Source organism: Pedobacter caeni, assembly GCF_900129215.1.
Taxonomy (GTDB): domain Bacteria; phylum Bacteroidota; class Bacteroidia; order Sphingobacteriales; family Sphingobacteriaceae; genus Pedobacter; species Pedobacter caeni.
The window spans coordinates 81,211-103,738 of record NZ_FQUQ01000008.1 but is presented as its reverse complement, the minus strand read 5'-3'; the positions used below and the strand labels follow the sequence as shown (position 1 = coordinate 103,738).

At 39.6% G+C, this 22,528-nt stretch carries 21 protein-coding genes; 10 read left to right on the top strand and 11 right to left on the bottom strand.

The genetic code is table 11. The features are described 5' to 3' along the window. Positions 1-52: 52 nt before the first annotated feature. A complete protein-coding gene (gene catB, locus BUC20_RS31025; RefSeq protein WP_073237943.1) occupies positions 53-685 on the bottom strand; it encodes a type B chloramphenicol O-acetyltransferase in 633 nt (210 codons plus the stop codon). 180 nt (positions 686-865) lie between these two features. Between catB and BUC20_RS31020 the strand changes: the two genes are divergently transcribed. Further along, on the top strand, positions 866-1,981 hold the full coding sequence (locus tag BUC20_RS31020) for a transglutaminase domain-containing protein (protein ID WP_073237939.1): 1,116 nt from the start codon (positions 866-868) through the stop codon (positions 1,979-1,981). 79 nt (positions 1,982-2,060) lie between these two features. On the opposite strand, the gene BUC20_RS31015 is transcribed toward BUC20_RS31020, so the two are convergent. The 4 genes from BUC20_RS31015 to BUC20_RS31000 are packed head-to-tail and all read right to left on the bottom strand — an operon-like array spanning position 2,061 to position 5,302. Further along, on the bottom strand, positions 2,061-2,564 hold the full coding sequence (locus BUC20_RS31015; RefSeq protein ID WP_073237936.1) for a GNAT family N-acetyltransferase: 504 nt from the start codon (positions 2,562-2,564) through the stop codon (positions 2,061-2,063). Continuing rightward, complete coding sequence (locus BUC20_RS31010; protein WP_073237933.1) at positions 2,561-3,085, bottom strand: hypothetical protein; 525 nt, start codon at positions 3,083-3,085, stop codon at positions 2,561-2,563. Before BUC20_RS31010 ends, BUC20_RS31015 begins: the two co-directional genes overlap by 4 nt. Before the next feature lie 10 nt (positions 3,086-3,095). Continuing rightward, complete coding sequence (locus tag BUC20_RS31005) at positions 3,096-3,866, bottom strand: hypothetical protein (protein ID WP_073237930.1); 771 nt, start codon at positions 3,864-3,866, stop codon at positions 3,096-3,098. 53 nt (positions 3,867-3,919) lie between these two features. Further along, positions 3,920-5,302, bottom strand: a complete 1,383-nt coding sequence (locus BUC20_RS31000) for an amidohydrolase family protein (protein ID WP_073237927.1) — start codon at positions 5,300-5,302, stop codon at positions 3,920-3,922. A gap of 319 nt (positions 5,303-5,621) precedes the next feature. On the opposite strand from BUC20_RS31000, the gene BUC20_RS30995 reads away from it, so the two are divergent. From BUC20_RS30995 to BUC20_RS30955, 9 genes are all read left to right on the top strand, one after another. Continuing rightward, entirely contained in the window at positions 5,622-6,071 is a 450-nt protein-coding gene (locus tag BUC20_RS30995; protein WP_234994630.1) for a DUF695 domain-containing protein, read from the top strand. A gap of 9 nt (positions 6,072-6,080) precedes the next feature. Next, entirely contained in the window at positions 6,081-6,650 is a 570-nt protein-coding gene (locus BUC20_RS30990) for a hypothetical protein (protein WP_073237924.1), read from the top strand. A gap of 21 nt (positions 6,651-6,671) precedes the next feature. Then, on the top strand, positions 6,672-7,181 hold the full coding sequence (locus tag BUC20_RS30985; RefSeq protein WP_073237921.1) for a YfbM family protein: 510 nt from the start codon (positions 6,672-6,674) through the stop codon (positions 7,179-7,181). Positions 7,182-7,262: 81 nt separating this feature from the next. Beyond that, positions 7,263-7,811, top strand: a complete 549-nt coding sequence (locus BUC20_RS30980; RefSeq protein WP_143166981.1) for an RNA polymerase sigma-70 factor — start codon at positions 7,263-7,265, stop codon at positions 7,809-7,811. A gap of 103 nt (positions 7,812-7,914) precedes the next feature. After that, positions 7,915-8,898, top strand: a complete 984-nt coding sequence (locus BUC20_RS30975; protein WP_159441183.1) for a FecR family protein — start codon at positions 7,915-7,917, stop codon at positions 8,896-8,898. A 75-nt stretch (positions 8,899-8,973) separates the two neighbouring features. Continuing rightward, positions 8,974-11,538, top strand: a complete 2,565-nt coding sequence (locus BUC20_RS30970; RefSeq protein WP_084529446.1) for a TonB-dependent receptor plug domain-containing protein — start codon at positions 8,974-8,976, stop codon at positions 11,536-11,538. 20 nt (positions 11,539-11,558) lie between these two features. Then, positions 11,559-13,037, top strand: a complete 1,479-nt coding sequence (locus tag BUC20_RS30965) for a hypothetical protein (protein WP_073237909.1) — start codon at positions 11,559-11,561, stop codon at positions 13,035-13,037. A gap of 61 nt (positions 13,038-13,098) precedes the next feature. Further along, positions 13,099-14,364 carry an HmuY family protein gene (locus BUC20_RS30960; RefSeq protein ID WP_073237907.1) on the top strand — a complete coding sequence of 422 codons (1,266 nt, stop codon included), beginning with the start codon at positions 13,099-13,101 and terminating at the stop codon, positions 14,362-14,364. 109 nt (positions 14,365-14,473) lie between these two features. After that, entirely contained in the window at positions 14,474-16,579 is a 2,106-nt protein-coding gene (locus BUC20_RS30955) for a TonB-dependent receptor plug domain-containing protein (RefSeq protein ID WP_073237905.1), read from the top strand. A gap of 15 nt (positions 16,580-16,594) precedes the next feature. On the opposite strand, the gene BUC20_RS30950 is transcribed toward BUC20_RS30955, so the two are convergent. The 6 genes from BUC20_RS30950 to BUC20_RS30925 all read right to left on the bottom strand — a co-directional run bounded on the left by BUC20_RS30950 (position 16,595) and on the right by BUC20_RS30925 (position 22,337). Beyond that, entirely contained in the window at positions 16,595-17,293 is a 699-nt protein-coding gene (locus BUC20_RS30950) for a DUF1028 domain-containing protein (protein WP_200801109.1), read from the bottom strand. A 53-nt stretch (positions 17,294-17,346) separates the two neighbouring features. Beyond that, positions 17,347-18,465, bottom strand: a complete 1,119-nt coding sequence (locus tag BUC20_RS30945; protein ID WP_073237900.1) for an epoxide hydrolase family protein — start codon at positions 18,463-18,465, stop codon at positions 17,347-17,349. 119 nt (positions 18,466-18,584) lie between these two features. Continuing rightward, positions 18,585-19,460: an AraC family transcriptional regulator gene (locus tag BUC20_RS30940; protein WP_073237897.1), complete on the bottom strand. Its 876-nt coding sequence runs from the start codon at positions 19,458-19,460 to the stop codon at positions 18,585-18,587. 75 nt (positions 19,461-19,535) lie between these two features. After that, on the bottom strand, positions 19,536-20,645 hold the full coding sequence (locus BUC20_RS30935; protein ID WP_073237894.1) for a hypothetical protein: 1,110 nt from the start codon (positions 20,643-20,645) through the stop codon (positions 19,536-19,538). 189 nt (positions 20,646-20,834) lie between these two features. After that, positions 20,835-21,512, bottom strand: a complete 678-nt coding sequence (locus tag BUC20_RS30930; RefSeq protein ID WP_073237891.1) for a hypothetical protein — start codon at positions 21,510-21,512, stop codon at positions 20,835-20,837. A gap of 87 nt (positions 21,513-21,599) precedes the next feature. Continuing rightward, a complete protein-coding gene (locus BUC20_RS30925; RefSeq protein WP_073237888.1) occupies positions 21,600-22,337 on the bottom strand; it encodes a phosphodiester glycosidase family protein in 738 nt (245 codons plus the stop codon). Positions 22,338-22,528 lie beyond the last annotated feature (191 nt).

The window sequence follows — 22,528 nt, the reverse complement described above, 5'->3', positions numbered from 1 at the left end:
TGGATACCGCAGAAGAGGTTGTTTTTAATAGGTAAAGGTTATTTGGTCATCTCTAAAGGCCTTTGCGCTTAAAATGGTCAAACAAACCTGAAATATCGGAGGAACAAAGCAGTGGCATCGCTTCCTTCAGTTCTTCGACTGGCCAGTCCCACCAGCACATCGTTAAGAGCATGGTTATTTCCTCTTCGCTGAAACGTTTCCTGATTACTTTTGCAGGATTTCCGCCAACAATGGCATAAGGTTCAACATCTTTAGTCACCAATGCGCGGCTTCCAATGAGCGCACCATGTCCGATATGGATTCCACCCATAATCATCGCTTCTGCCCCAATCCAGACATCATTTCCAATTACGGTATCTCCTGCGGGTTCGTAAGCATTCCTGGCTCCCGAAAATGCGGGCTCTTCGTCCATGAAAAAAAATGGAAAAGAAGAAATCCAGTCATGTCTGTGTCCCTGGTTGCCACTCATCATAAAGGAAGCACCTGTTCCAATAGAACAATAGCTTCCAATGATCAATTGATCCCGATCATTGTGGTCGGGGGAAAGGTAGCGGGCACAGTCATCAAAAGAGTGACCGTGATAATATCCTGAATAATAGCTATATTTTCCTACAATAATATTAGGGTTGGTAACCTGTTCTGAAAGTAGTTTTCCTTTAAATGGGCTGTCAAAATAATTTTCCATAAATTAGTGATCTTTTGTATCACAAAGGTAAAACGCAAAATGGAATAGTTAATTATTTTTCTGTTGAAGTTTTATTCAGGCATAGGGAATTAAAAGATGTGAATGGTGGGTAATGAAGATTAGAGCTATACCTGGATCAGAAGAATGATTAATTATTATATTGACGGATAATTTTTTTCTATGAAAATACGTTTTTTGATTGCTGCTGGCCTTCTTGCTTTTCTTTCGGAACAAACTATTGCTCAAAACCGATATAGAAATGAACCACTTATTCTTGCACAAAAGGATCAGGCCGACATTCTTGTTGGCAAAGACTGGCAAGAAAAGCGGTGGAGAATATCTCCACAGATTGCACACGACACCCTGAAGCTGAAACTCTATTCTTCAAATGAGAATGTCGGTTTCAGGACAGATAAGGACAGTATTAAGTTTAAAATTAAGATAGGGGAAACCAAATCTTTCTATGTAAAGATGGGAGATACTGATCCGGCTCATACCCTGATTACTGCAGAGGCTTTTGTCTGGAATCCGATTTCTTTTAGTAAGGAGCCAAAAAGAAAAGACATGAGGTTCTTTTTTGAGAAACCAAATCATGCTTACTTTGATTCCTTGCGCAGGATGTATCCGGTCAGTCAGCTGATGGTTAATGACCGTACTGATATAGAGAAAATCCTGTCCCTGATGAATTGGACTCACCACCAATGGAAACATGATGGTAATAAAAGCCCTAAACGTAATGATGCGATCTCTATTCTTAACGAGGTCCGGGAGGGAAACCGTTTCCCCTGTTTTGCTTATTCGATCGTCCTGCGTGATCAACTGATGGCGCATGGTTTTAAGGCAAGGGTACTTTATATAAAGACAAAAGATGCAGAGACCAGGGAAAGCTCGCCTGGCCATGTGGTAACGGAGGTTTTCGTTAAGGATCTCAGAAAATGGGTGTTTTTAGACGGGCAGTTCAATGTCATGCCTGTTTTAAATGGCAAACCATTAAACGGCGTAGAATTTCAGGAGGCACTCAGTAAAAACTACGACCGTGTGGTGCTATTGAGTAGAGATAAAGTAGATAAAAGAGGCTACACGGATTTTGTTTATGAATATCTGTACTACTTCGATACCGCCTTAGACAATCGCCAGTTAACGGCAGACAAGATGTATAAGATAGACGGTAAAAGGTCTGTCATGCTGGTTCCCGCAACAGCTCCTAACCTAAGTAAATTAGGAATTTGGAAGACTGCAGTTGATTACTGTGTATATACACATTCGTTAAATGATTTTTATGCGGTTCCTGAATAATCAGGTTTATTTTTTTAAAAGATATGCTCAGTGTTGAGGTTTGGCAATCACGCAAATTGCAGGTACGGGATTCATTTTTTTAAATCCAATGTTGTTTATCAATGCTCATATTAACTGCTGTCCATGTGTTCCCTTTAATGACCATCTGGGAGGTTTTATTCGCATTTAAAATGAAGCCAGCTTTTTCATAGCATTTTATCGCATTTGTATTCCAGTCGTAAACATTGAGTTCCACTTTTTCCTTCCCCAGTTGAAGGAAGGAAATTTTAAGCAGTTCATTGATGACCTGTTGTCCTGATCCCTGTCCGCGTTTTGTTTCTGCTCCAATAAGAACCCTGCATATTTTAATGGTTTTCTCTTCATCTGAAGGAAAAAGCTCCGCATGTCCAATAACCTCCTGATCCGGCAGGCTAATCACTTTAAAGGAAAGTCTGCTTTTGTCGTTCTTATAGTTCTGAAGTTGTGCAGATGTCAATGGAAAAGAAAATAAGGGGCCGCCAAACTGAACCAATAGCTCTTCATTATCCAGCCAGCTGATCAACCGCTGAAAATCTTCTTCTTCGAATGGCTGGAGTGTGATCATGTCGCATTAATCTGGTCAATCCGCCAATAGCCACCTTCCTTCACCAGCTTATAAATCAGTTTGTATCCCTGATAATTTTTAAAGACCAGGGTAATCAATGCTGTGGTCCCTGATATTAACGGACTGGATTTTTGCAATGAAGCCAACAGTTCCTTGCTGCTGGGAGGGTCCTGACTAAGTGTATAAATATCGCTGTCTCTGAAAATGGCGCTTCCATCTTTTAAAATACTTTTCTCTAAATCCTGATAGGCTTTATGTTGTGCTGCCAGATAAGCCCTGGAAAATAACCCTGTGTTTTTTAGATGAGTTAAGTAGGTCTTTACAAAAGGCTTATTCAATTTAAGTACATCCAGTCCATCCATCTTCGCAAAGCATTCGTTTTCTTTGTTGATGAGGTCATTGGGTTTGTCCAGTAAGAGGAATAGTTTCTTCATTGTGGCAGCAGGCCCCTGCTGGGCCAATATTAGCCCGGGTTTAAATAAAAAGAAAAATGCGGCAACTATAATAACAGGTACTTTCATCCGGCTGATATTAAAATTTAATCAGCAGTTTTTCAGAAACAAGATTGCCATTTTTATAGTAGTCAAAAAACCAGTCTCCATTCTTTTTTAATACGATCCCGTTGGACGTTCCATTCTCCGCGATGAAGTAATCATTTACTGAGCTTAGACGCAAAGTTAAAACTACTTTTGGTGTGGTATCTATGAGTTGAAATCCGGTAGCTGTTGGCTGAGCATATAGGGTTCCGACAGGCTGAACTGTGGTTGCAGCTGCGGCTTCGGCGATCGGTTTTGCTGCCGGTGTAACCACCGGGACTGTAGCTGGTGGGGCAACAGTTGGCACCACTGCTGGTGCTACAGGCTGAATTTTAGCTCCATTGTAAGCATATTCAGTTTCTTTCAAAGAGTCGAATGCATCTCTCAATGCAAGGTTGTAAGATGTTTTATACTCTTTCTCCCTGCTTTTTCCTTCTTTGCTTTTAAAAACGATATTTCCCTGACAATCTTTTAGTATAAACGTCAGGTTGGTACTGAACATTCCGTTCTTTTCCAGTAAATCTGCATTTAGTGCATTACACTTATTATTGGCAATTTCAGTAGGTACTTCAGAATTATCAAAATAAGTGGTAAAGCCCTTTTCTTCTAAGAGTAATTTAAGCAATGTGTTTAACCTGTACTGATCATTCTGCTTAAGGAAGCTGAACTTTTCTGGTACCAGTACATATTTGTAATTGTTTATGCTATTTTGAGCAAAACCACATAAGGGAAGCGCTAAAATGAATAATAAAAGATATTTCTTCATGTTGATAACGGTTTAATAAATCAAAGGCTAAATATAGTTTTATTGTTTCAAACTTAATAAGGGCGGGTGTCTAATATTCTTCCATTTTTAACGATCATTTTTGTAGAGATGAAGTGTTGATGATCTTCAAAAGGATTTTGATCCCAGATGAGCAGATTGGCTACTTTCCCTTTTTCTATAGCCCCCGTTTCGTGGTCAATTTTAATTGCCTTTGCGCCATTTATTGTAGCTATTTTAAAGGCATCAGCCACAGAGAATCCATATTTACAGAAAAGGATTAATTCTGAGAGATTTACCTTTCCTCCATTAGGCCCATCCGATCCTAAGCGGATTTCTATTCCTTTACCACTCATCTTTTTTATCCATTTCATCATAAAGGCGAAGTTTTGTAAACTTCTCTGAGTTTGTGCTGCTGTAAGCAGAAGATCTGCGGGTTGTGTATAATAAGTAGGTTGAAACTGCTCATATAACCGATGAATGGTTGTGGAGAAAGTTGCTTTACTTTTTGCAAGCTTATCCAGTAATTCATTCATTTCGACGGATTTATTTTGCTCAATAAAGCGAAACTGTTCCAGATAATATGCTAAGTACCTTGCTTCGGTATTTATTTCGCCGAAATTTTCCTTGAACTGTTGCTCCATCTGAGTTTTGTCTTTTTCGGATATAATTACTGCATTTGGAATGGTTGCAAGATGTTCGTAATTGATCAGACCAATGTCCAGGGTTTCATTGATGGTCAGGTAATCCGAGCTAAAATCACCAATATGACCATAAATGCCCATCCCAAGACTGTCTGCTGTCTGGAATGCTGCAATAAATTCCGGTTTTTGTAAACGATAGTATAGTTTAACGCGATCGATTCCTTTTTTATGGTATTCCAGTATTTTCTGCTTTGCTGCTGATGGTGTTTCTACTGTGGTATGGGCAATATAGGGTACCCTTTTTTCCTTTGAGATCAATGCTCCTCCGGAAAGGTATAGGTCAACATAACTGGCTTTTTGATCTTTTTGCCAGCTGAGCAATGGCCCGAGCCAATTTTCCGGTTGCCCCATCGTCAATACGGTACTGGTCCCAAAAGGCAGATATTCATCGGATAGCTTTTTGCGTAAAGTCTTTAAAGCATCCTTTGCCAGAAATTTTGGTGCTTTTTTGTAGTCGCCAAAGACATCAGTTGGATGAATGTGTGTGTCAATAAAAGCTGGTGTAACTAATTTTCCTCTGGCGTTAATGGTCTTTTTTGCAGAAAATTTACCTGGCCCTGTAGTTAAGGATTCAATTCTGCCATGATGTATAACGATCGTCTGATCTTCAGCTATATTTCCTGTTTTGACGTCTAATAATCTCGCATTAGTGATGATTAAGTCGTAGGCTTGATGTTGTGCGAAAATTGAAGTCAAAGACAGGAACAGAATTGTTGTTAATGTTGTTTTTAGCATCTTAATCTTAAATATCTGAGTTGAAAATAGCTGAGTTTAAAATCAGCTGGCGATTTTTTTCTACGGTAAATGTATGTCTAAAATAGCAATGTATTCCTTACTGTTCCTGGATGGTGACAACCGGGGACTTACAAATATGATCATATGGAATATAGTTTTATGTTAGTAGTTTGTTAATTCAATATAATTGATTAAACTTAAAAAATAATAATGAGCGGTTGGCTACTGAGTGGGCTGTTCGTATTTCCGGAAAGGCATTGGTCAATATCATAGGGATAGGCAAAGCTGAGTAGAATTAAATGAACTAATTATTATAAACATGATGACCTGGGAAGAAGTCAAAATGGACACACAGAAAGTTTATCCCAAAAGCAGTATTACTGTTTTTTTGATGGATACTGAGCAAGGTAAACCTGCTACGCATTGGGTAGATAAAGCTTACAAGGATTATTCGTATAAAAGATTTTGTCCATTTAATTGTCTGGTGAGTATTGACCTGAGCGACAGATTTAATGTTTCAAAAGCCAATATTGATACTGTAGAAATCGAAAACTATTTTAAGGAAGAATTGAGAAAGGTATGCGTCTGTCATCTTCTGGCAAGAGTGACCACAGATAATGGTTTTGATCTCGAGCTTTATCTGGATGATGTAGAAGAGGCATTGAAAAAATTTAGAACACTTGAAAATGACCCTGACCGCCTGCTGAATTTTAATTGTGAAATCACGGAAGATAACGATTGGGAGAACATTGAAGGTCTTCTCCGTTAGCCATAACCGATGAGCGGAACTAATGATGCATATTATTTTTTAGTAGGAGTAAACGATATTCCCTGGAACAGAATTGTTCATTGGTATGGGCGTGCAACCGGGTTTCCCGAATTATTGGCTGAGCTCAGGGCTGCTGATTTAACCAAACAGGAATATGCAATAAATAAAATTCTGGTAAATATTGAACACCAGGACGGTATAATCATGGCTACGCCATTTACACTGATCTTCCTTTTCAGATCTTTGTCGCTTACTGGTGTCAATAAACTGGGAATCCTTAAGGCCATTTTAAAGGTTGTAAAAGCGGCGAAATTTCAGGATGGCTTTTATGGCTCGGAAAATGCAAGCCCCGAAATAAAGAATATTCAGGACCTGATCACCGAAAAATACCTTTGGCCTGAGTTCGAAAGCGAAGAGCAGGACGAACTGAACTGGGAGGAGTATAGCTATGCAGAGGAGTATTGTTCCTGGATAAAATACACCCTTGATATCGCAAAATCCTTTATTGGAGTATGGAGTGTTAACTATAATAAAGAGGAAGAGGAGGTTGCAAAACAGATCCTTCAACTGATGAAGTAAAAATAAATTGAAATTAAAAATATGGGAATGATTGCCGAATACCTGATGGTGGATGAAGAAACTTTAGACGCTCTCATGGATCTTGATAATGAAGCATTAACGAATAAACTATTTGAAATTGAAGAAAGCGGAAAGTTTGAATTTATGGATATTGACAAGCTCTGGGATGCCTTACATTGCTTCCTGACTGGGGTTTCTGCATCCACACCTGTCGAAAATGACAAACTAAGTGAAGCTGTTGTAGGTATTCATAATTTCAATATTGAGGACGAAAATGCTGATTTCGTAACTTGTACCGAAAATGAAGAGCTGCCGGAGATCATCGCTGCTTTGGAAGCAATCGATTTCGAAAAGCTAAGTGCTGAATTTGATCCCATGTTGCTTAAAAAGAAGAAAGTATATCCAAATGGAATTTGGGAAGGCGATAAAGCGGGATTAATAGAGGAAATGAAAACAGCATTGAACGAAATCCTGAGCTTCTATAAGAAGGCCTTAAGCACAAATCACCACGTTATTGTAAGCATTCTTTAATATCTTATTAAATTTTTTACAATAAGAAACTACTTTTTCTGTTTTTGTTTAGAATCATTATAAATAAAGATCCTATCTTTGGTGTCTTACTACATAGTTGGACGCATCACTCAAGCAGGGAAAATGGATCATTACAGTTTTGAAAGCACATATAATTTATATTGGGAGGAATTGTATGGCTATTGCCTTCACCATTGTAAAGATAATTATCGCGCTGAGGGGATTGTTCAGGATGTATTTCTATCACTTTGGGAACGGAATTATCCATTAGAACTGGACACTGAGGGTTCTATAAAATCCTATCTTTATAAAGCCATTAAGAACAAGGTTTTTGACTTTTATCGGGAACAGGCAAAAAAAAATGCACTTCTCCAGGAACTCAGGTTAGGTCTTTGTGACGAAACCTGTCTGACTGAAAATGAAGTTTTCTTTAATGACCTGAATTTAAACCTGGGCAAAGCTATAGACAGTCTGCCCTGTCGCTGTCGCGAAGTTTACCAGCTCAGCCGCGAACGCGGACTGAATAACAAAGAGATTGCACTTCATCTTTCCATTTCTGAAAAAACGGTTGAACAGCACATGACCAAAGCTTTGCGTTTTATTCGTAAAAAGATTGAATCACTTTCCTGATAAATTAAATCTATTGATTTACAGTTTGTTATGTAAAGTTGATTTTCCTGACTAAGGGTAAATGCCTGATTTTACGATTAAGGTATGTATAAAGCAAAAATCAATGCAGATCAACCCACAATTACTTGAAAAATATCATCTGGACTTATGTACTCCCGATGAGAAAAAACTTGTGGCATTGTGGTTGGCAGATGAGCATACCTTGGAAGATTTTGAAAAGGACACTTCACTACACCATTTAAAAGAGGAGGCCGATAGGAACATGCGGCTTTTCCTGGAACAGAAAACAGGGGTCTGGCTTTCCGGAAAAGCTCCTCTGCACTCCGGAAAATCATCTTTATATAGATACGGCATTGCTGCTGCTGTTTTGTTATTCGGACTTCTGGCAGGTATCTGGTTTCAGTATAAAGCAACCGGCCAGCCGATCGCTTTGGTTATGAAAGAAATCAGAATTCCATATGGCAAGAAAGGTAAGGTTACACTTTCTGATGGAACCGGTATTTATTTAAATTCAGGCTCTGTATTGTCCTATCCGGAAAGATTTAACGATAGCATCCGTGAGGTCACCCTGACAGGAGAAGCTTTCTTTAAGGTTGCGCCTGATCCTCGACATCCCTTTGTTGTTACCAGCCTTCATCACACACAAGTAAGGGTCCTGGGTACTGCGTTTAATATCCGTGCTTACCCAAATGAGACTTATGTAGGTGTAAATGTGGAAGAAGGAAAAGTGAAATTCCTGAACACAAACAACAACACTACCCAGATTCTGCTTACCGCAGGGCAGTCGGCCAGCTACTCAGATCAGACCAGGGAAATAAAACAGAACGTTATTGAAACTCCTCCGGCAACATATGCCTGGAAGAACAACGAGTTGAGCTTTCAGGGAGAAAAACTGAACGATATTATAAAAAGACTGGAAAGGTGGTATAATGTAAAGATACAGGTTGACAATGTACAGTTGGCCTCACTGAAGTATTCAGGTTTTTATGTAAACCCTGAACTTCATCAGTTACTCAGGAGTATGGGCTTTGTAATGGGCTTTAATTATAAAATGAATAAAGGAGATACCGTAATTACGATATACTAAAGATAAAGAATAAAAGCCACGGTGCTAGTCGCTAAACATCACCGTGGCGAAATGAGACACAGTTAAATCATAAATATGAAACATTTTTACAAATGTAGGAAATCTACATTGGTTAGGGAGTTTAGTGCCAAAAAAATAATAGAAAGGCCTGGTGTTTACGCCCTTTTTTTTGCGCTGTACTTGTTGTGTAGCTTCCCGGTTTTTGCTCAGCAATCCTCATTGCTGCAACAAAAAATCAGTATTAAAACAGGCCGGATCACAAAAGCAAAAGCACTTTTGGAACTGGGGCGTCTGGCAAATTGTACCTTTTCCTATGCGGATGACCTCATTAAAAGTGAGGAACTGGTTCAGCTTGACTATCGAAATAAACCGCTGAAAGTCGTACTGAAAGGAATAGTTGGGGGAACACCAGACTTACTGGTTCAGGGAAATACCATTCATATCAAAGCGGTAAGGCCTCCGGTAGCCAAAGTGACAAAGGTGCTGAAACCCGACTCCTCAAAAGTGTCCGGCAACTTCGACCTGAATCCGGTAGTGATTACAGGACAGTACCGTCCTCAGACACTCAATAAATCTATTTACCGGGTTGAGGTCATAGGAAAAGAGCAAATCCGGAATATGGCAGTAAGCAATGTCGCTGAGCTGCTTAAACAACAACTGAACATTGAGATTGAAAACCAATCGGGAATGGGTCGGTCCAAAATCCGGGTACTGGGACTAAACAGCCAATACACCAAAATATTGATGGACAATATCCCCATTGCCGGGGATGAAAATATGGGGAGTGATGTGGACCTGACCACCATCAGTCTTGATGATGTGGAAAGGGTGGAAATTATTAAAGGGGCAATGGGCGTAGAGTATGGAGCAAACAGCATAGCAGGGGTCATAAACATCATTACCAAAAAAAATTCTGAGCATAAGACAGACCTCAGCTTCGAAATTCAGGAAGAGAGCATCAGAAAAGAATACAACCTCAGTTCTTCAGATCATGCAAAAGGCAGACATATCCAGAAAATAAATGCCAGCCATAACTTAACGAATCAGCTGTCCTTCGGGGGGTCAGTTTCAAGAGATCAGTTTAATGGATACAGGGGCCAATATACCGGCGCAGGGATGAGTAAAGAGATGACCGACAAAAGAGGATATGAATGGTCACCAAAAACTTCCTGGAACAGTAATGTTTATCTTTCCTATACCAATAAACATTTCTCCGCTTTTTACAAGTTTAATTATTTCAGTTCTGACCTCACCAATTACGGACATTTTGCAAACGGATTTCTGTTGAAAGACGAACAGCTCTACGTTAATGCTTCCGTAAATAATGATTACCGTAATGGACGTTATAACCATCATCTGAACCTAAGAGGGGATTTCTGGAAAAATGCTTACTATACTCTGGATGCCTCTTATCAGAAAAATGGACTGGAACACCGTAGGCAGGCCATTAATCTGGAGGACAATTCAGTAATCGATAAATCCAACGGTATTCCCGGAAGTGAAAAACTCCAGGCAACCGATTGGGAGAAATATTATCAATCTGCGGGTGTTTATGCAAAAGGAACATTCCTAAAACCGATACTTCATAAAAAACTGGACTTTAATGCGGGTTTTGAAATGGACCGGACTAAAGGTAATCAGGGATATACGAATTTTTTCAACGATGTATCCCTCAGCAGTCCTATTGAAAATACCCTTTTTACAGGTTCGACATATACTTCTGTAGAGTGGAATTTGTCGCCAAAGATCATGATCCGCCCTGGTTTCAGGCTCAATTTCAGCAATAAACTGAAAATGAGAACCAATCAATCTGTGACAACCCGATATAGATTGAATGAATATAACGATCTGAGACTGATCCTGGGTACTTCCACCAGATTCCCTAATTATGAAGAATTGTACTCCTGGTTTGTCAACAGTATCCATGATTACAGGGGTAATCCGGATCTGAAGCCGGAATATGGGAAGTCTGCTGAATTTCAATGGTCATTCAGAAAAGAATTGCCTGGAAATATTCATTTAGAAACCAATCTCAGTTCTATGTTCCAGCACATTACAGACAGAATCGTGAGCACTGTTTACAGGGTTGAAGGCGAAAGTTCACTGACGGGGAGGAATACCTATGCCAATGAAAATAAATATTATGGATTACTCAATCAACTGGACATTAATCTGGTCTCCGATAAGTTTCATTTCTCTGTGGGCGCATCCATACTTGGAAGTAAAGGGAATGATGGGGCTTCAGTTGATGATTACAATGAATTCTTATGGAATACACAAGTCAATGCGCAGTTTAGTTACCTGCTTCCCGCAGGATTCAGAACGGCATTTTTTTTCAGGCATGTGGGCAGACAGCCCTTATATGAAATTGTAGCAACAGGTAAAGGTGCTGATTTACAACCTACCGGATTTATAAAAATTCTGAACAAAACTGATGCTTATCAAAACCTGGATTTCAGCGTGGCAAAAAGGTTCCTGAAGAACAAGGTAGACCTCCGGCTGGGGGTAAAGAATCTTTTTGATGTTACCGACATTAATTATAAAGCGGTGAACAAACCAGACAACATTTACTATTCGCTCCGGACACTCCGGCTCTACTATGGCCGGAGTTATTTCCTCAGACTTTCTTATAAAATTTAAAAACCAATTCCTTAAATATCATGAAACAGAAACATTTACTATCCATATTTTTACTTAGTATTGTCCTTCTATCCGCCTGTAAAAAAGACAAAATTAGAGAAGAAAGCATTGACTATAATGCCCTGACCGAAAAGAGGATCATCGAAGTGTCGGAACAGGAAGTGATCAAGGCCGAAGACATTCCTCCTTTGGAACGCCTTCTTGAAAAGGTAACACAGAAGGATACCAAAGAGAAATTAACCCTGTTATTGGCCGATGTAAAACAGGTCCGGGAAATTCTTCCCGGAATTGTGCAGCTGCGTACAAACCCTGATATCGACTTTAAGGGGAAGTATGAGGAAGTTCAGGCACTGATCCAAAAAGTAAGCAATCAGCTGCCAAGAAAGGTCCGGCTGCAAAAGGACCTGGAAGATGCCAGAAATTCTTTCAATACCGAAGAAGTAGAGTTTGAGAATACGGTCTCAGGATCAGAGTCTTATCTGGACTTCCTGACCAGATTTCTTGAGCGTTCATACCAGATTAAACCCATTGCCGGAAAACCAAACCGTTTCCTCCGCGCTGACATTGAAAAAGTTGACAGCCTTGAATCACGTCCTACGACAATGAATAATATCAGGAAATTCAAGGGCCTGAAATATTTGGCTGCGACGATTCTTCAGGGGCCTGCCGATCTGAACAGTCTTGTTCATCTGGAAACAGTGGACGTTGCTTGTGAACAAGGACTAAAAATAGACCAGCTTCATAAATTAAAGCACCTGGTGCTTAATCATACCAATGAGGTAGAATGGGACTTCGGTGGTAAAAACACAGAGCTGGAAACGCTGAAAATAGGGGAGGCACTCGCTGGAAAAATTACGGTATTGTCGTTGTCTGGTCAGAAAAATCTAAAATCAGTAGTGATCGGAAATACAATCAATTTGCTGCGAAAACTAAAACGGTTGGTCATTGCTGGTAATGGAAATACCACACTCACTATGCCAATTTTGGATTCGGATATGGAAGAATTGAAACTCTCTGGTATCAGTGGAACCCTAAGCTTAGTTAGCAACCGGGCGGATCATCCTCCGGTAAAGATCAAAAATTTTGAACTCGTCAATTCTCCAAATATCGTAAGCATGAGTATTGGAGATCTTGATTTGCCCAAACCGATTGACTTTGCTCAGTTCAAAAAACTTAAAAACGTGTTCTTCAAACCTGTTTCTATCAATTCAAAAGAGACTGACTTTAATGAGTTACTCAACCTGATTAATCTAAATCAACTGGAGTCTTCTTTGGAGCAATTCAGCGCCGACTTTGTCCGTGTATCAAATGGTACACTTAACCTGGGTAAATTCAGTAAACTGAAAACGGTTGTGATCTCTACAGGTGCGAAAGCCCCCTTACGTAAACTGATACTGAACCGTGCCATCTCTAAAATGGTAGATCCGGGGGATGGAACTTGCGATGATTGTGGGGGTATATACCTGGACGGAAACATTGAAACCATATTTGTCGACTAAACAAGAAACACAAGGATAGAATAAACATAAATCAATAGTTAAACTTTAAAAATTAAGAAACATGAAAAAAAACAGTTTTTATGTATTGGCCTCGGCATGCCTGATATTTGGCGCGAGTTGCAAAAAACAAAATGACCCGGCGTTCGATAAATTAAAGCTCAACAATAGCGCAATCGCCTTTACACCGGTTACTGAGCCCATTACTACCAGAACCATTGGACCTGCTAACATGTCAAATATCCTCTCTTCGGACGGTGTAGCTCCAACAATAGACAATTCACAGGCCTGGTTTAATTTTACCAGCGCTAACCCGGCGGCAGCTTCAAAACGTGAATCCTGGCATCTCGGTTTTTGGAATGGCAATGATATGAACAGGATTATTCTCAATTATTCGGTTACAACACAGGCTTCTTTAATCAATGGTGTAAGTAGCCTCAATGCAGCCAGGACCAATACGGCTCAAATGGAATCTGCGTATAACCTTATTAACGGAGGTTCAATGGGTATGGGGGATATGAGTACTTTTGACTTTCACCGGGAGGGACAGTTTGTAATTGGTAGCCCTGTTGCGACCAATAAAGTTTACCTGATCAAGACACCTCCAGTACAAATGCATCCGGATACCGTAGGAGGTGCTCCTATATCGGTTACTTACTGGTTGGCATCCTTAGCCTATAGTGGTACTGCATACAATGTAAATTATCAGGCCGTAACGCGTAATGCATCAGGCACCTGGAATTTTGCCAGCAGCACTTCAACTCCGGTATCTATTGCAAAAACTGCAAATTATCAATATCAGTTCATCAAGTTCGGAACTCCCGGCCTGGCTACTGTACAACCGCAACAAAGCGAATGGAACCTCGGCTTAAGTGCGGTAACGCTTAAGCGTTACATGAGCTCTGGTGATTCTTACCCATTTGCCCTGAAAGGTTTGGTGTTAAACAACAATCCTGGTGTATCTGTGTACAGGGTGCAAACTACAGGAAGTACTGCAGGTGCTCCCGGACCGTATGATCTGAATTATACCTGGTCAAACGATCCTGCACTGAATGCAAGTAATTCCATTGAAAGCCAGTTTGCTTCCTTTAGTTCTGGTAATATCGACAACACGAAGTTTAGCAGTACCAGTCAGGAAGAAATCGGACAATACTGGAGAAATTTGGATATGGGTAATTATAAAATTTTTGTAGACAGGTTCTATGTGATCAAGCTACCTAATGGCGATGTCTATAAATTTAAATTTGAGAACCTTTCTCCAACAAGCACAAGTAATGCTGTGAACAGTGGAATCAAGTTTAAATATGCTAAAATAGCAACGACCCCCTAACCCCTGATTTCAGTCCTTGCGTTACATCATCATCCGGGCAGTTGTTTCAATACGACTGTCCGGATCTGATGTTTCTGATCTGTTTTATACTCCTATACACTATTTCATAATGATATTTAAAAACATTGCCTGCGTTTTTACCTGTATGTGGTTCGGTCTTCATCTCCAGGCGCCTGCCCAGGAACCTCATCAGAAACAAAGTCCACTGAGGAGCATTGCTTTTTCTTCCATAAAAAGAATCGACCAGGAAGACATTCGTCAGATGGCGGCGAATAATCTGGCGGATGTGTTCAGGTACCAGTTGAATATAGAGGTTGAAAATTCCCCTGAACTTGGTGGGGCAAGAAGCAGGACCGCTGATCTGAACAGCAGGCATTTTAAAATCCTGGTGGATGGAATACCATTAGCCAGTGCGGATATGTTTGGCAGTCATATTGATCTGAGCAGCATCCCTATGTCTGATGTGGATTATATTGAGATTTCTGAGGGGGGCATGGGACCGGAGTATGGAAGCGGCAGTCTTATGGGGGTGGTCAATGTGGTTAAGCATAAGGTAGCGATTAAAAATATCCTTAGTTTTTCCAGTCAGGAGGGAAGTGCGGGCAATGAGTATAATTTAAAATCAGGTAATGAGGCTAAAGGAAGGCATATACAAAATCTGGGGCTGAACTATTTGTTGTCAAAAAACTTGTCTGTCGGATTTAATTTAAATCGTGATCAGTTCAATGGTCATAGGGGCAGGTACCTTGGTAAGAATTACCTTTCGGAAAATTCCTACCAAAGAGGTTACGCATGGTCGCCCAGAACTTCATGGGATATCAATGGACATCTGGCTTATAAAGGAAAAGATTTGTCCGCTTTTTATCAGTTCAACAGGTTTAATGCAGATCTGACTTTCTATGGACACAATGTGGAGCAGGAGTATCTGGATAATATTCCTTTACCCGTTTATTCAACCGACGACTTCAGGTATGTTAACAACAGGTGGAAACACCACCTGAACCTGAAAGGTGCTTTTTGGAAAGATGCAGATTATACGCTTGATTTATCTCTGCAGGCAGCCTCGAACAAACGAAATATTAAAAAAGTGAATGCAGCAAATCATGATCCACTGGAGGACATGGGGCTAAAAAAATTGTATGCCATAAACACGTTCTATTCAAGGTTTAAGCTCAGCAAGCCATTAGTGAAAGATCAACTGATATGGGATATAGGGTACGAATTGGACCATACCAATGGATATGTCGCTGTAGAACCGGGAACCTACATCAGCAAACCGGTAGATGAAAATGTATTTTCCATTTCCGTTTTTACTCAGGTTCAATGGCAGATATCTGAAAAATTCGCCATTCAGCATGGTCTGAGGCTCAGCAGGTACCATCAGACCATGCTCTTTGTCTCGCCTGCTCTGAGTTTAAATTATCATTTAAACGGCCATAATGATTTTAAATTGATTCTTGAAAAAACAGACCGTGCTCCTAACCACAGGGAGCTTTTTACTTACCTGGAAAATGAGTTTAACCTGCTTGAAGGAGAGCCCTGTTTAAAACCAGAAACGGGGAAGTCTGTACTGCTTTCCTGGCAAAATTCTCTAAAAACCAGAGGAGGGATCGTGTTACAAACAAAGCTGAGCTCCGGATTTAGGCAGCTTAAGAACAGGATTGTTATTGCGACCGCAGCAAACAAAATACCTACTCAGGATGCCTATAGGTATACAAATCTGAACGAGTATTATGGTTGGCTGAATAAAATCGAGATGAATGCTTCTTCTCATCAGCTGAAAGTGAATCTGGGGATTTCTGTTCTTGGAACAAAGGGCAACGATTTTGGCACTGCCAGTGAATATGACCGGTATCTTTTTCATCTGGAAGGCATTTCAGGGATCGCCTGGCATTTTAAAAATTACTACTGGCTAAATGTAAACTATCGCTTCGTTGGCAACCAGTTTATCTATTCTTTTGAACGGGAAGCTTATAGTCAGACAAAAAACCGGGTATTAAACCGTACGCCCATGTACCATCTGCTGGATTTAAATACTGGTTCCTCCTTTTTTAGCAAAAGGCTGGAAACGGGAATCGGAGTAAAGAACCTGTTTAATACCAGGGAACTAAATTATAGTGCTACAGATGGGCAGGAACATTATCGGGGCGACTTAAGAACCCAATACATCGGATATGGAAGAAATTTCTATCTGAGCTTGAAGTATAATTTTTAATGTGTTTTTCTGTTTTTACTTGGATCCCTGTTCTTGTCTCTTCCAGTCTTCAAATTTTTTTCTTAAGCCTTTAACGGCATTCGTTGTTTCATCTTGTTGATTATAGATCAGATTAATACCTGGATGCTGCGGATCGTCACCTGGTTTTGCTACGGTAAGAAATGCGCTTGATGCTTTCCTGTCACCACAGCGTTTATCTCCCCCATATTCTGCTCCGGCTTCTAAAGCGAGCATCAATACATCCTGTATGCTCATGGATGCTTTTTGCGCTTTAATGACAACCTGCAGGATTTTATTAAAAACCTTGTTGTTGTTTAAGGTATTGCCCTGAATAGATATCCCTTTTGAAGTTGCGCTGCCATTGGCCGCGTTTGTTTCCGTTCCGGTATAAGTTTGCGGTTTATCCATCGCATTCAGGCACACGATTCCGTACTGTTGTTGTTCCGGATCAAATTCAGGCTTCCTGATGGCCTCCAGGATTTCTTGTGGTGATGCATCAGCAAGGATCATTTGTAGCCCTTTGTTCCGGGCGGCTTTATTGCTCATGGCTTGTACCACAATTGCTCCCTTACCAGGAATGATCCCGCCAATGCCATAAACACTAAATGTACAGGAGGCTCCAGCTATGCCAATCTTTTTTGTCCTGGGGTCGATCACAATAATGGACCAGGTTGCTTTAACATTCATGGTGAATGCCAGCAACAGACTTAACATTAATAACCGGTTTTTGAACTTGCTCATCACCTAAAGATACGTAATAGGTTGAACTAAGGAATACTGTAAAAGAAGCTTCTTAATTCTTTAGCAAAGGTATCCGGCACTTCCAGTGCCGCAAAATGCCCTCCCTTTTCCATTTTTTTAAAGCTGACCACATGGACAAAGCGCTCTGCCCATTCTTTTGGGAATTGTGCTTCTCGTGGAAATACAGCCACACCTGCGGGAACATTACTTTTTTGTAACGGTTTTGCCCCAGTCCATTGAGCAATAGCATCCACTTTGTACATTCTGACAGAAGTGGCGATGGTTTCTGTGACCCAATAGATCATAATATTGGTCAGTAATTCATCTCTTCCCCCAAATGCCTCTTCTAAAATATCAGGAGAAGCCCCGGCATTACCAAAACTGAGTATCCAGGCCGCAAGTGCAGCAGGGGAGTCATTCAAACCATAGGCCAGTGATTGTGGTTTGCTGGAGTGTAGCATCGCATATGCACCCTCGCTATACCACCACTGTTGTACAAACTGCGCAAATTGCTTTTCAGCATCTGTCATGGTATCGGGATCTTCCTGTCCCATTGGGTAACCAACGTCGGTAAAATGTACGCCAGCAAGTACTTCCGGATATTTAGAGGCGAGTGCTTTGGTAACACCCATACCTATATCACCTCCAGCTGCATAGAATTTAGGGTAACCAAGATTCTCAGTCATCAATGTTTTCCATAAACCGGCGACTGCTTCAGTGTCCATCGCTGTCTTTTCAGAGAACCCGAAACCTGGAATGGATGGGATAACCAGATCAAAGCTTTGATCACCTTCGGTTAATAGCGCAATGATTTTGTGAAAGCGAAAATAACTATCCGGCCAGCCGTGGGTCAGCAGCAATGGTTTTGAGTTTTCCCCTTTCCCTTTAATGTACTGAAAATGTATTTTGACACCATTCACATCAGTAGTGTATTGTGGGTATTTGTTGAGTTCTGCTTCTTGCTTACTCCAATCGTACTTGTTGATCCAGTAATCCACCAGTTCTTTCAGATAAGTCTCGCTGGTCCCGAAGTTCCAGCCCGAGCCTTCTGCTTCACCTGGCCAGCGGGTATTTTTCAATCGGTTTTTCAGGTCATCTAATACGGAGGCTGGGACGGATAAATTAAATGTTGTTAAGTTTTTCATGGCGGATGTTTTCTATGGTTTAGGAATGATAAATAGTTGTTTTGCTAAACAAAGATATATTCAGAATGACCATCATTTTAGGCAGGATGTCGGGGGAACTGGTACAAATTTCTGTTGCCTTAAAGCTTGCGATAGGCAGTAGGGGTAAGGTTTGTCAGTTTTTTAAACGATTTTGTAAAATGAGAAGCATCTTCAAAGCCCAGCCAGTAACAAATTTCCTGTACACTGAGGGTACTTTGTTTCAGCAAGCTTCTGGCTTCCATCATCACATATTCATCGATAAAGGCTTTCGCTGACTTTCCCAACTCAGACTGTAAGATTTCGCTCAGGTATTTCGGGGTAATATTTAGTTGGGCAGCATAATAACTTACTTCTTTATGGTCGGGAAAATGCGCTGCTACCAACTTCCTGAACGCATAAGTGATTTTTTCCTTATTGGAAGTATTGGCGTTTTTAGATTTTCCATTTTGAAAGGAATGAAAAGAGTCTGCCAGCATCAGTAAGGAATAAACAATGCCGGGGATTGCTTTTTTGTCTTCTTTCAGTTCTTTAAGCAGGTTAAATGTTGAGGTCATTTTTTTTAGCTGTTCCTCAGTGAGCCTGATTACATGATTGCCACCGTGAAAAAAGAAGGAAAGTGATTGCAGAAAAGAATTGGTTTTTATGCCATTAAATAGCTCTTCTGTAAAATAGACGGTATCATGCTCTGCAGTATAATTACCCATCCATTGGCAGACCATGCCCGGTCCGATTGTGGTCAGACATCCCGTACTTAGCCGATAATCTGTGCTGCCTATTTTGAATACCTCACCTTCACCTGAATAGGTAACACCTAAGCCATAGGCAAATGTTCTGAAGGGGAAATTGACATGGGCATTCTTATACGTATGACTGTCGGCAAGGAAAAAAGGTATATTAAAGCTGTGGGAGTTTTGGTGTTTTAGGAACTCGTATAAGTTGAATGATTTCAGATTGTTTTTTTTCAGTACTTCCATAGTATTCACCTGATTTTATCTGTGCCACAGCTACCTTTACTGTGTATTTAATGTTGTTTTATTATTCCTGTCGTTCTACTTTTTTTTAATAATGTAAATTCCTTTTTTATCATTTTCGTGAAAATTGGTACTGTAATCGTAGGTCAGAAAAGATACCGCGCTTCTTTTGACAAAAGCCAAAGGCAAATCAAAAAGAAACATATCGGTCTGTACATTTTCGCCTATGCCGTTGTGCTTGTATGCTCTTGTTTTAAAATGTAAAATGTCCTGGTCTAAATTCAATGCGTAATAACTTGTGCCATAAAACGCGGAGGGAATCCCCGGATTTAAATACCCATCATCTGTGTATTTTTCTTTCGAAAAGGCAAGTGTTTTTAGGGTTCCTGCTGGCTGATACTTAAGCGCCTGGTCGGGGAAAAAAGACAAATCGCTATTGTAGGGTGTAATGTACTCGTCCGTATAACGATGTACATTGGAATAGGTGGCTTTCTCTACATCTTTCAGGTAATGCTCTTCGTGCCATTTATGAGGGATTTCCTTCTTGTTTATTTTGCACTTAATTTCTGAACCTTCGGAATAAATGTACATAGGGCCTTTACTACCAAAAGTATAGAGTTTTGTCCATTTACCTTCTGTACGGAAGTAAATACATTCTGTAGTTTGTATATCGGTATGCCAGCCATATAGCACAATGTCGGAAGACTGATACAGCTTTTCAAATATTTGTACCCATCTTTCAGGTTCAATATTTCTATCCCTGTTCAGTACTTCAGTAAAAGGTATGGCAACAGGATTATCCGCAGACAGATCATAAATACTGTCTGATTCAATAAGGAAACAATTAATGGCTTCTAAAAACTTAAGATGATGTTTTTCGTCAATATTCAATTCAAAAACATTATTGCCTGCGCTGTCTATTTTGATAGGATTGAAATGTCCATTCCTTTTAAAATTGCTAATCAGAAAGAAATTCTTTTGTGGGAAATACCGTATGTTGGCCTTACTCGTTTGGGTTGCTCTGTACAGTGAAAATTTAGCCGACTGTAAGCCATCGTTTAATTCCGGAAACTGCTTGTATTCGGAACGTTTGAAAAGTAATTTAGGCGACAGATTGATCACCGTAAGTCTATCTATTCCGAAGATGATGATGAAAATAAAGAATATAAGGAGAAACATTTTTTTCATTTGTGGGGTCAACTCTTTTTCGACGAATGTTGGCCTGGCATCTCGCATCACGTTGTGGCGCTTTGCGTTCGGGTAGGGACTTCGGAGCCGAAATGTTTAACTAAAATACAAAATTCAATTGAAGAACTGAGCTTGAATTTTGTACTTCTGCCAGTCTGATGCAAAGTCTTGTTCGCGGTTTGATTATTGTCATTCGTAAAATCTTGCTAAATCAAATCCATTATCCTTTGAAAGTTCATAATAACTTTTCTCCGGGTCAATTCCTATACTGTTATATATTTCGTTTCTTAAAGGTTGGTTGTAATATAAATCTTTATCTTTTAAATAAACCAGTCTTCTCAACTCTTCCGGAACTAAATCTTTTCGATTGTTAAAATCCAATGTTGCATTTAATAATATTCGAGGAACCAAACTTGTGCTTGCCATATTTATCTCTTCCCATTTTGAGTGTGGTAAATTGGTTTTTAAGATTAATTCCCCTCTTGAAATGTGAACATGATTAAACCCATAGTCAACGCTTTCAGGAAATTCGATTTTAGTATAGTCAACAGGGATATTTTTAATTTTTCCGCATTCTAATGAATTATAGGGTTTATAATTTAAGGAACTTACCAAAACTCTGGGTATTAATACTTTTTGTTCTTCAAATTCACTCTGACTTTTAAAAATTCCTTCATACATTTCCACCAATTGATAATTTTCATAGAACATACCAAGAATTGGATGGTAATTTTCAGTCATGAAATTTTTGCCAAGAACCTTATGGAGTTGCTTTTTAACGTCAAAAAGGACACGTCCAAAAACATATAACTCTTTATTTTCAACTTTTATATAAAATACATCTCCTGTTTTTATTGTTTTACTCATTTCTAGTTTACATATATTCTCCCACCTGCATTAAACCCCCTTTCATAACCATTTGTTTTTTATGTTTCGTTTTCAAAAAATCCTGTTTCAGTTTTGGTCCGTTGTTATGCCAATTATAACACCAAAATTTCCATCTGTTTGTATCCAATTTTGTTCGGGCAAATAGGTTCTTGAAACAAGACCGTCAAGATACAACGCATTTTTGCAACCCATCTTTTTAAAATAGTCAGCAAAGTCATAGAAATTTATTTCCCTTTTTGACATTGCAAAAATGATTTTATTGTCTGGTAAAATTCCAACTCCGTTTCTAATATTTAGATTTGCCGACCCTTTTTTAAAAGCCGAATGAATTTGTCCATCAATTACCAACATTGGTCCTGATTGAGTCGCATACTTTACTTTTCTATTGTCAATAAAATTCGTCGTAGTGCAAATTGTTGGCAAATTGTCAACCGTTATATAAAAAACACCATTTGGTTTTAAATAGAAATTTCCATTTCCAGTTGTCGTGTCTAAAGGTGTGATTTGTTTTTGATTTTCAATGAAGAGTCCTTGAGGCGAATTGTCCTGCTTGTACATCCCCGCATTCATTGCAAACAGTAGCTTTTTATGTTTTTGATCAAGCCAATTCTTTAAGTTCCGAATACTTTTAAAATTTTCCTGTTTCTCGTTTTTCCAATAAAATTTTATGTCTTGCTTTTTTCCATCAACAATATATCTGACAAAAAGATCGTCTGTACTTTTTTTTCTTTGGGCAACCACCAACGTCACTATGGTCACAAGAATAGACAGTGTGGTCAGTATGAAAAATCTATTTCTGTTCATAGGCTGTTTAGGAATGGTTGCAGGTAATACAAATATATAATATTAAAAAAAATGGAAGGTTGAGGATGTTCAGAAGGCGTCAATCTCAATGACTAAACTAAGGTATTGTCATTTGGGATGTTTTATTCTTCAATCGTCTTTATGTGACAAACGATGATGCTAATTTTCCTTTGGGTTGTTCAGGAATTGAT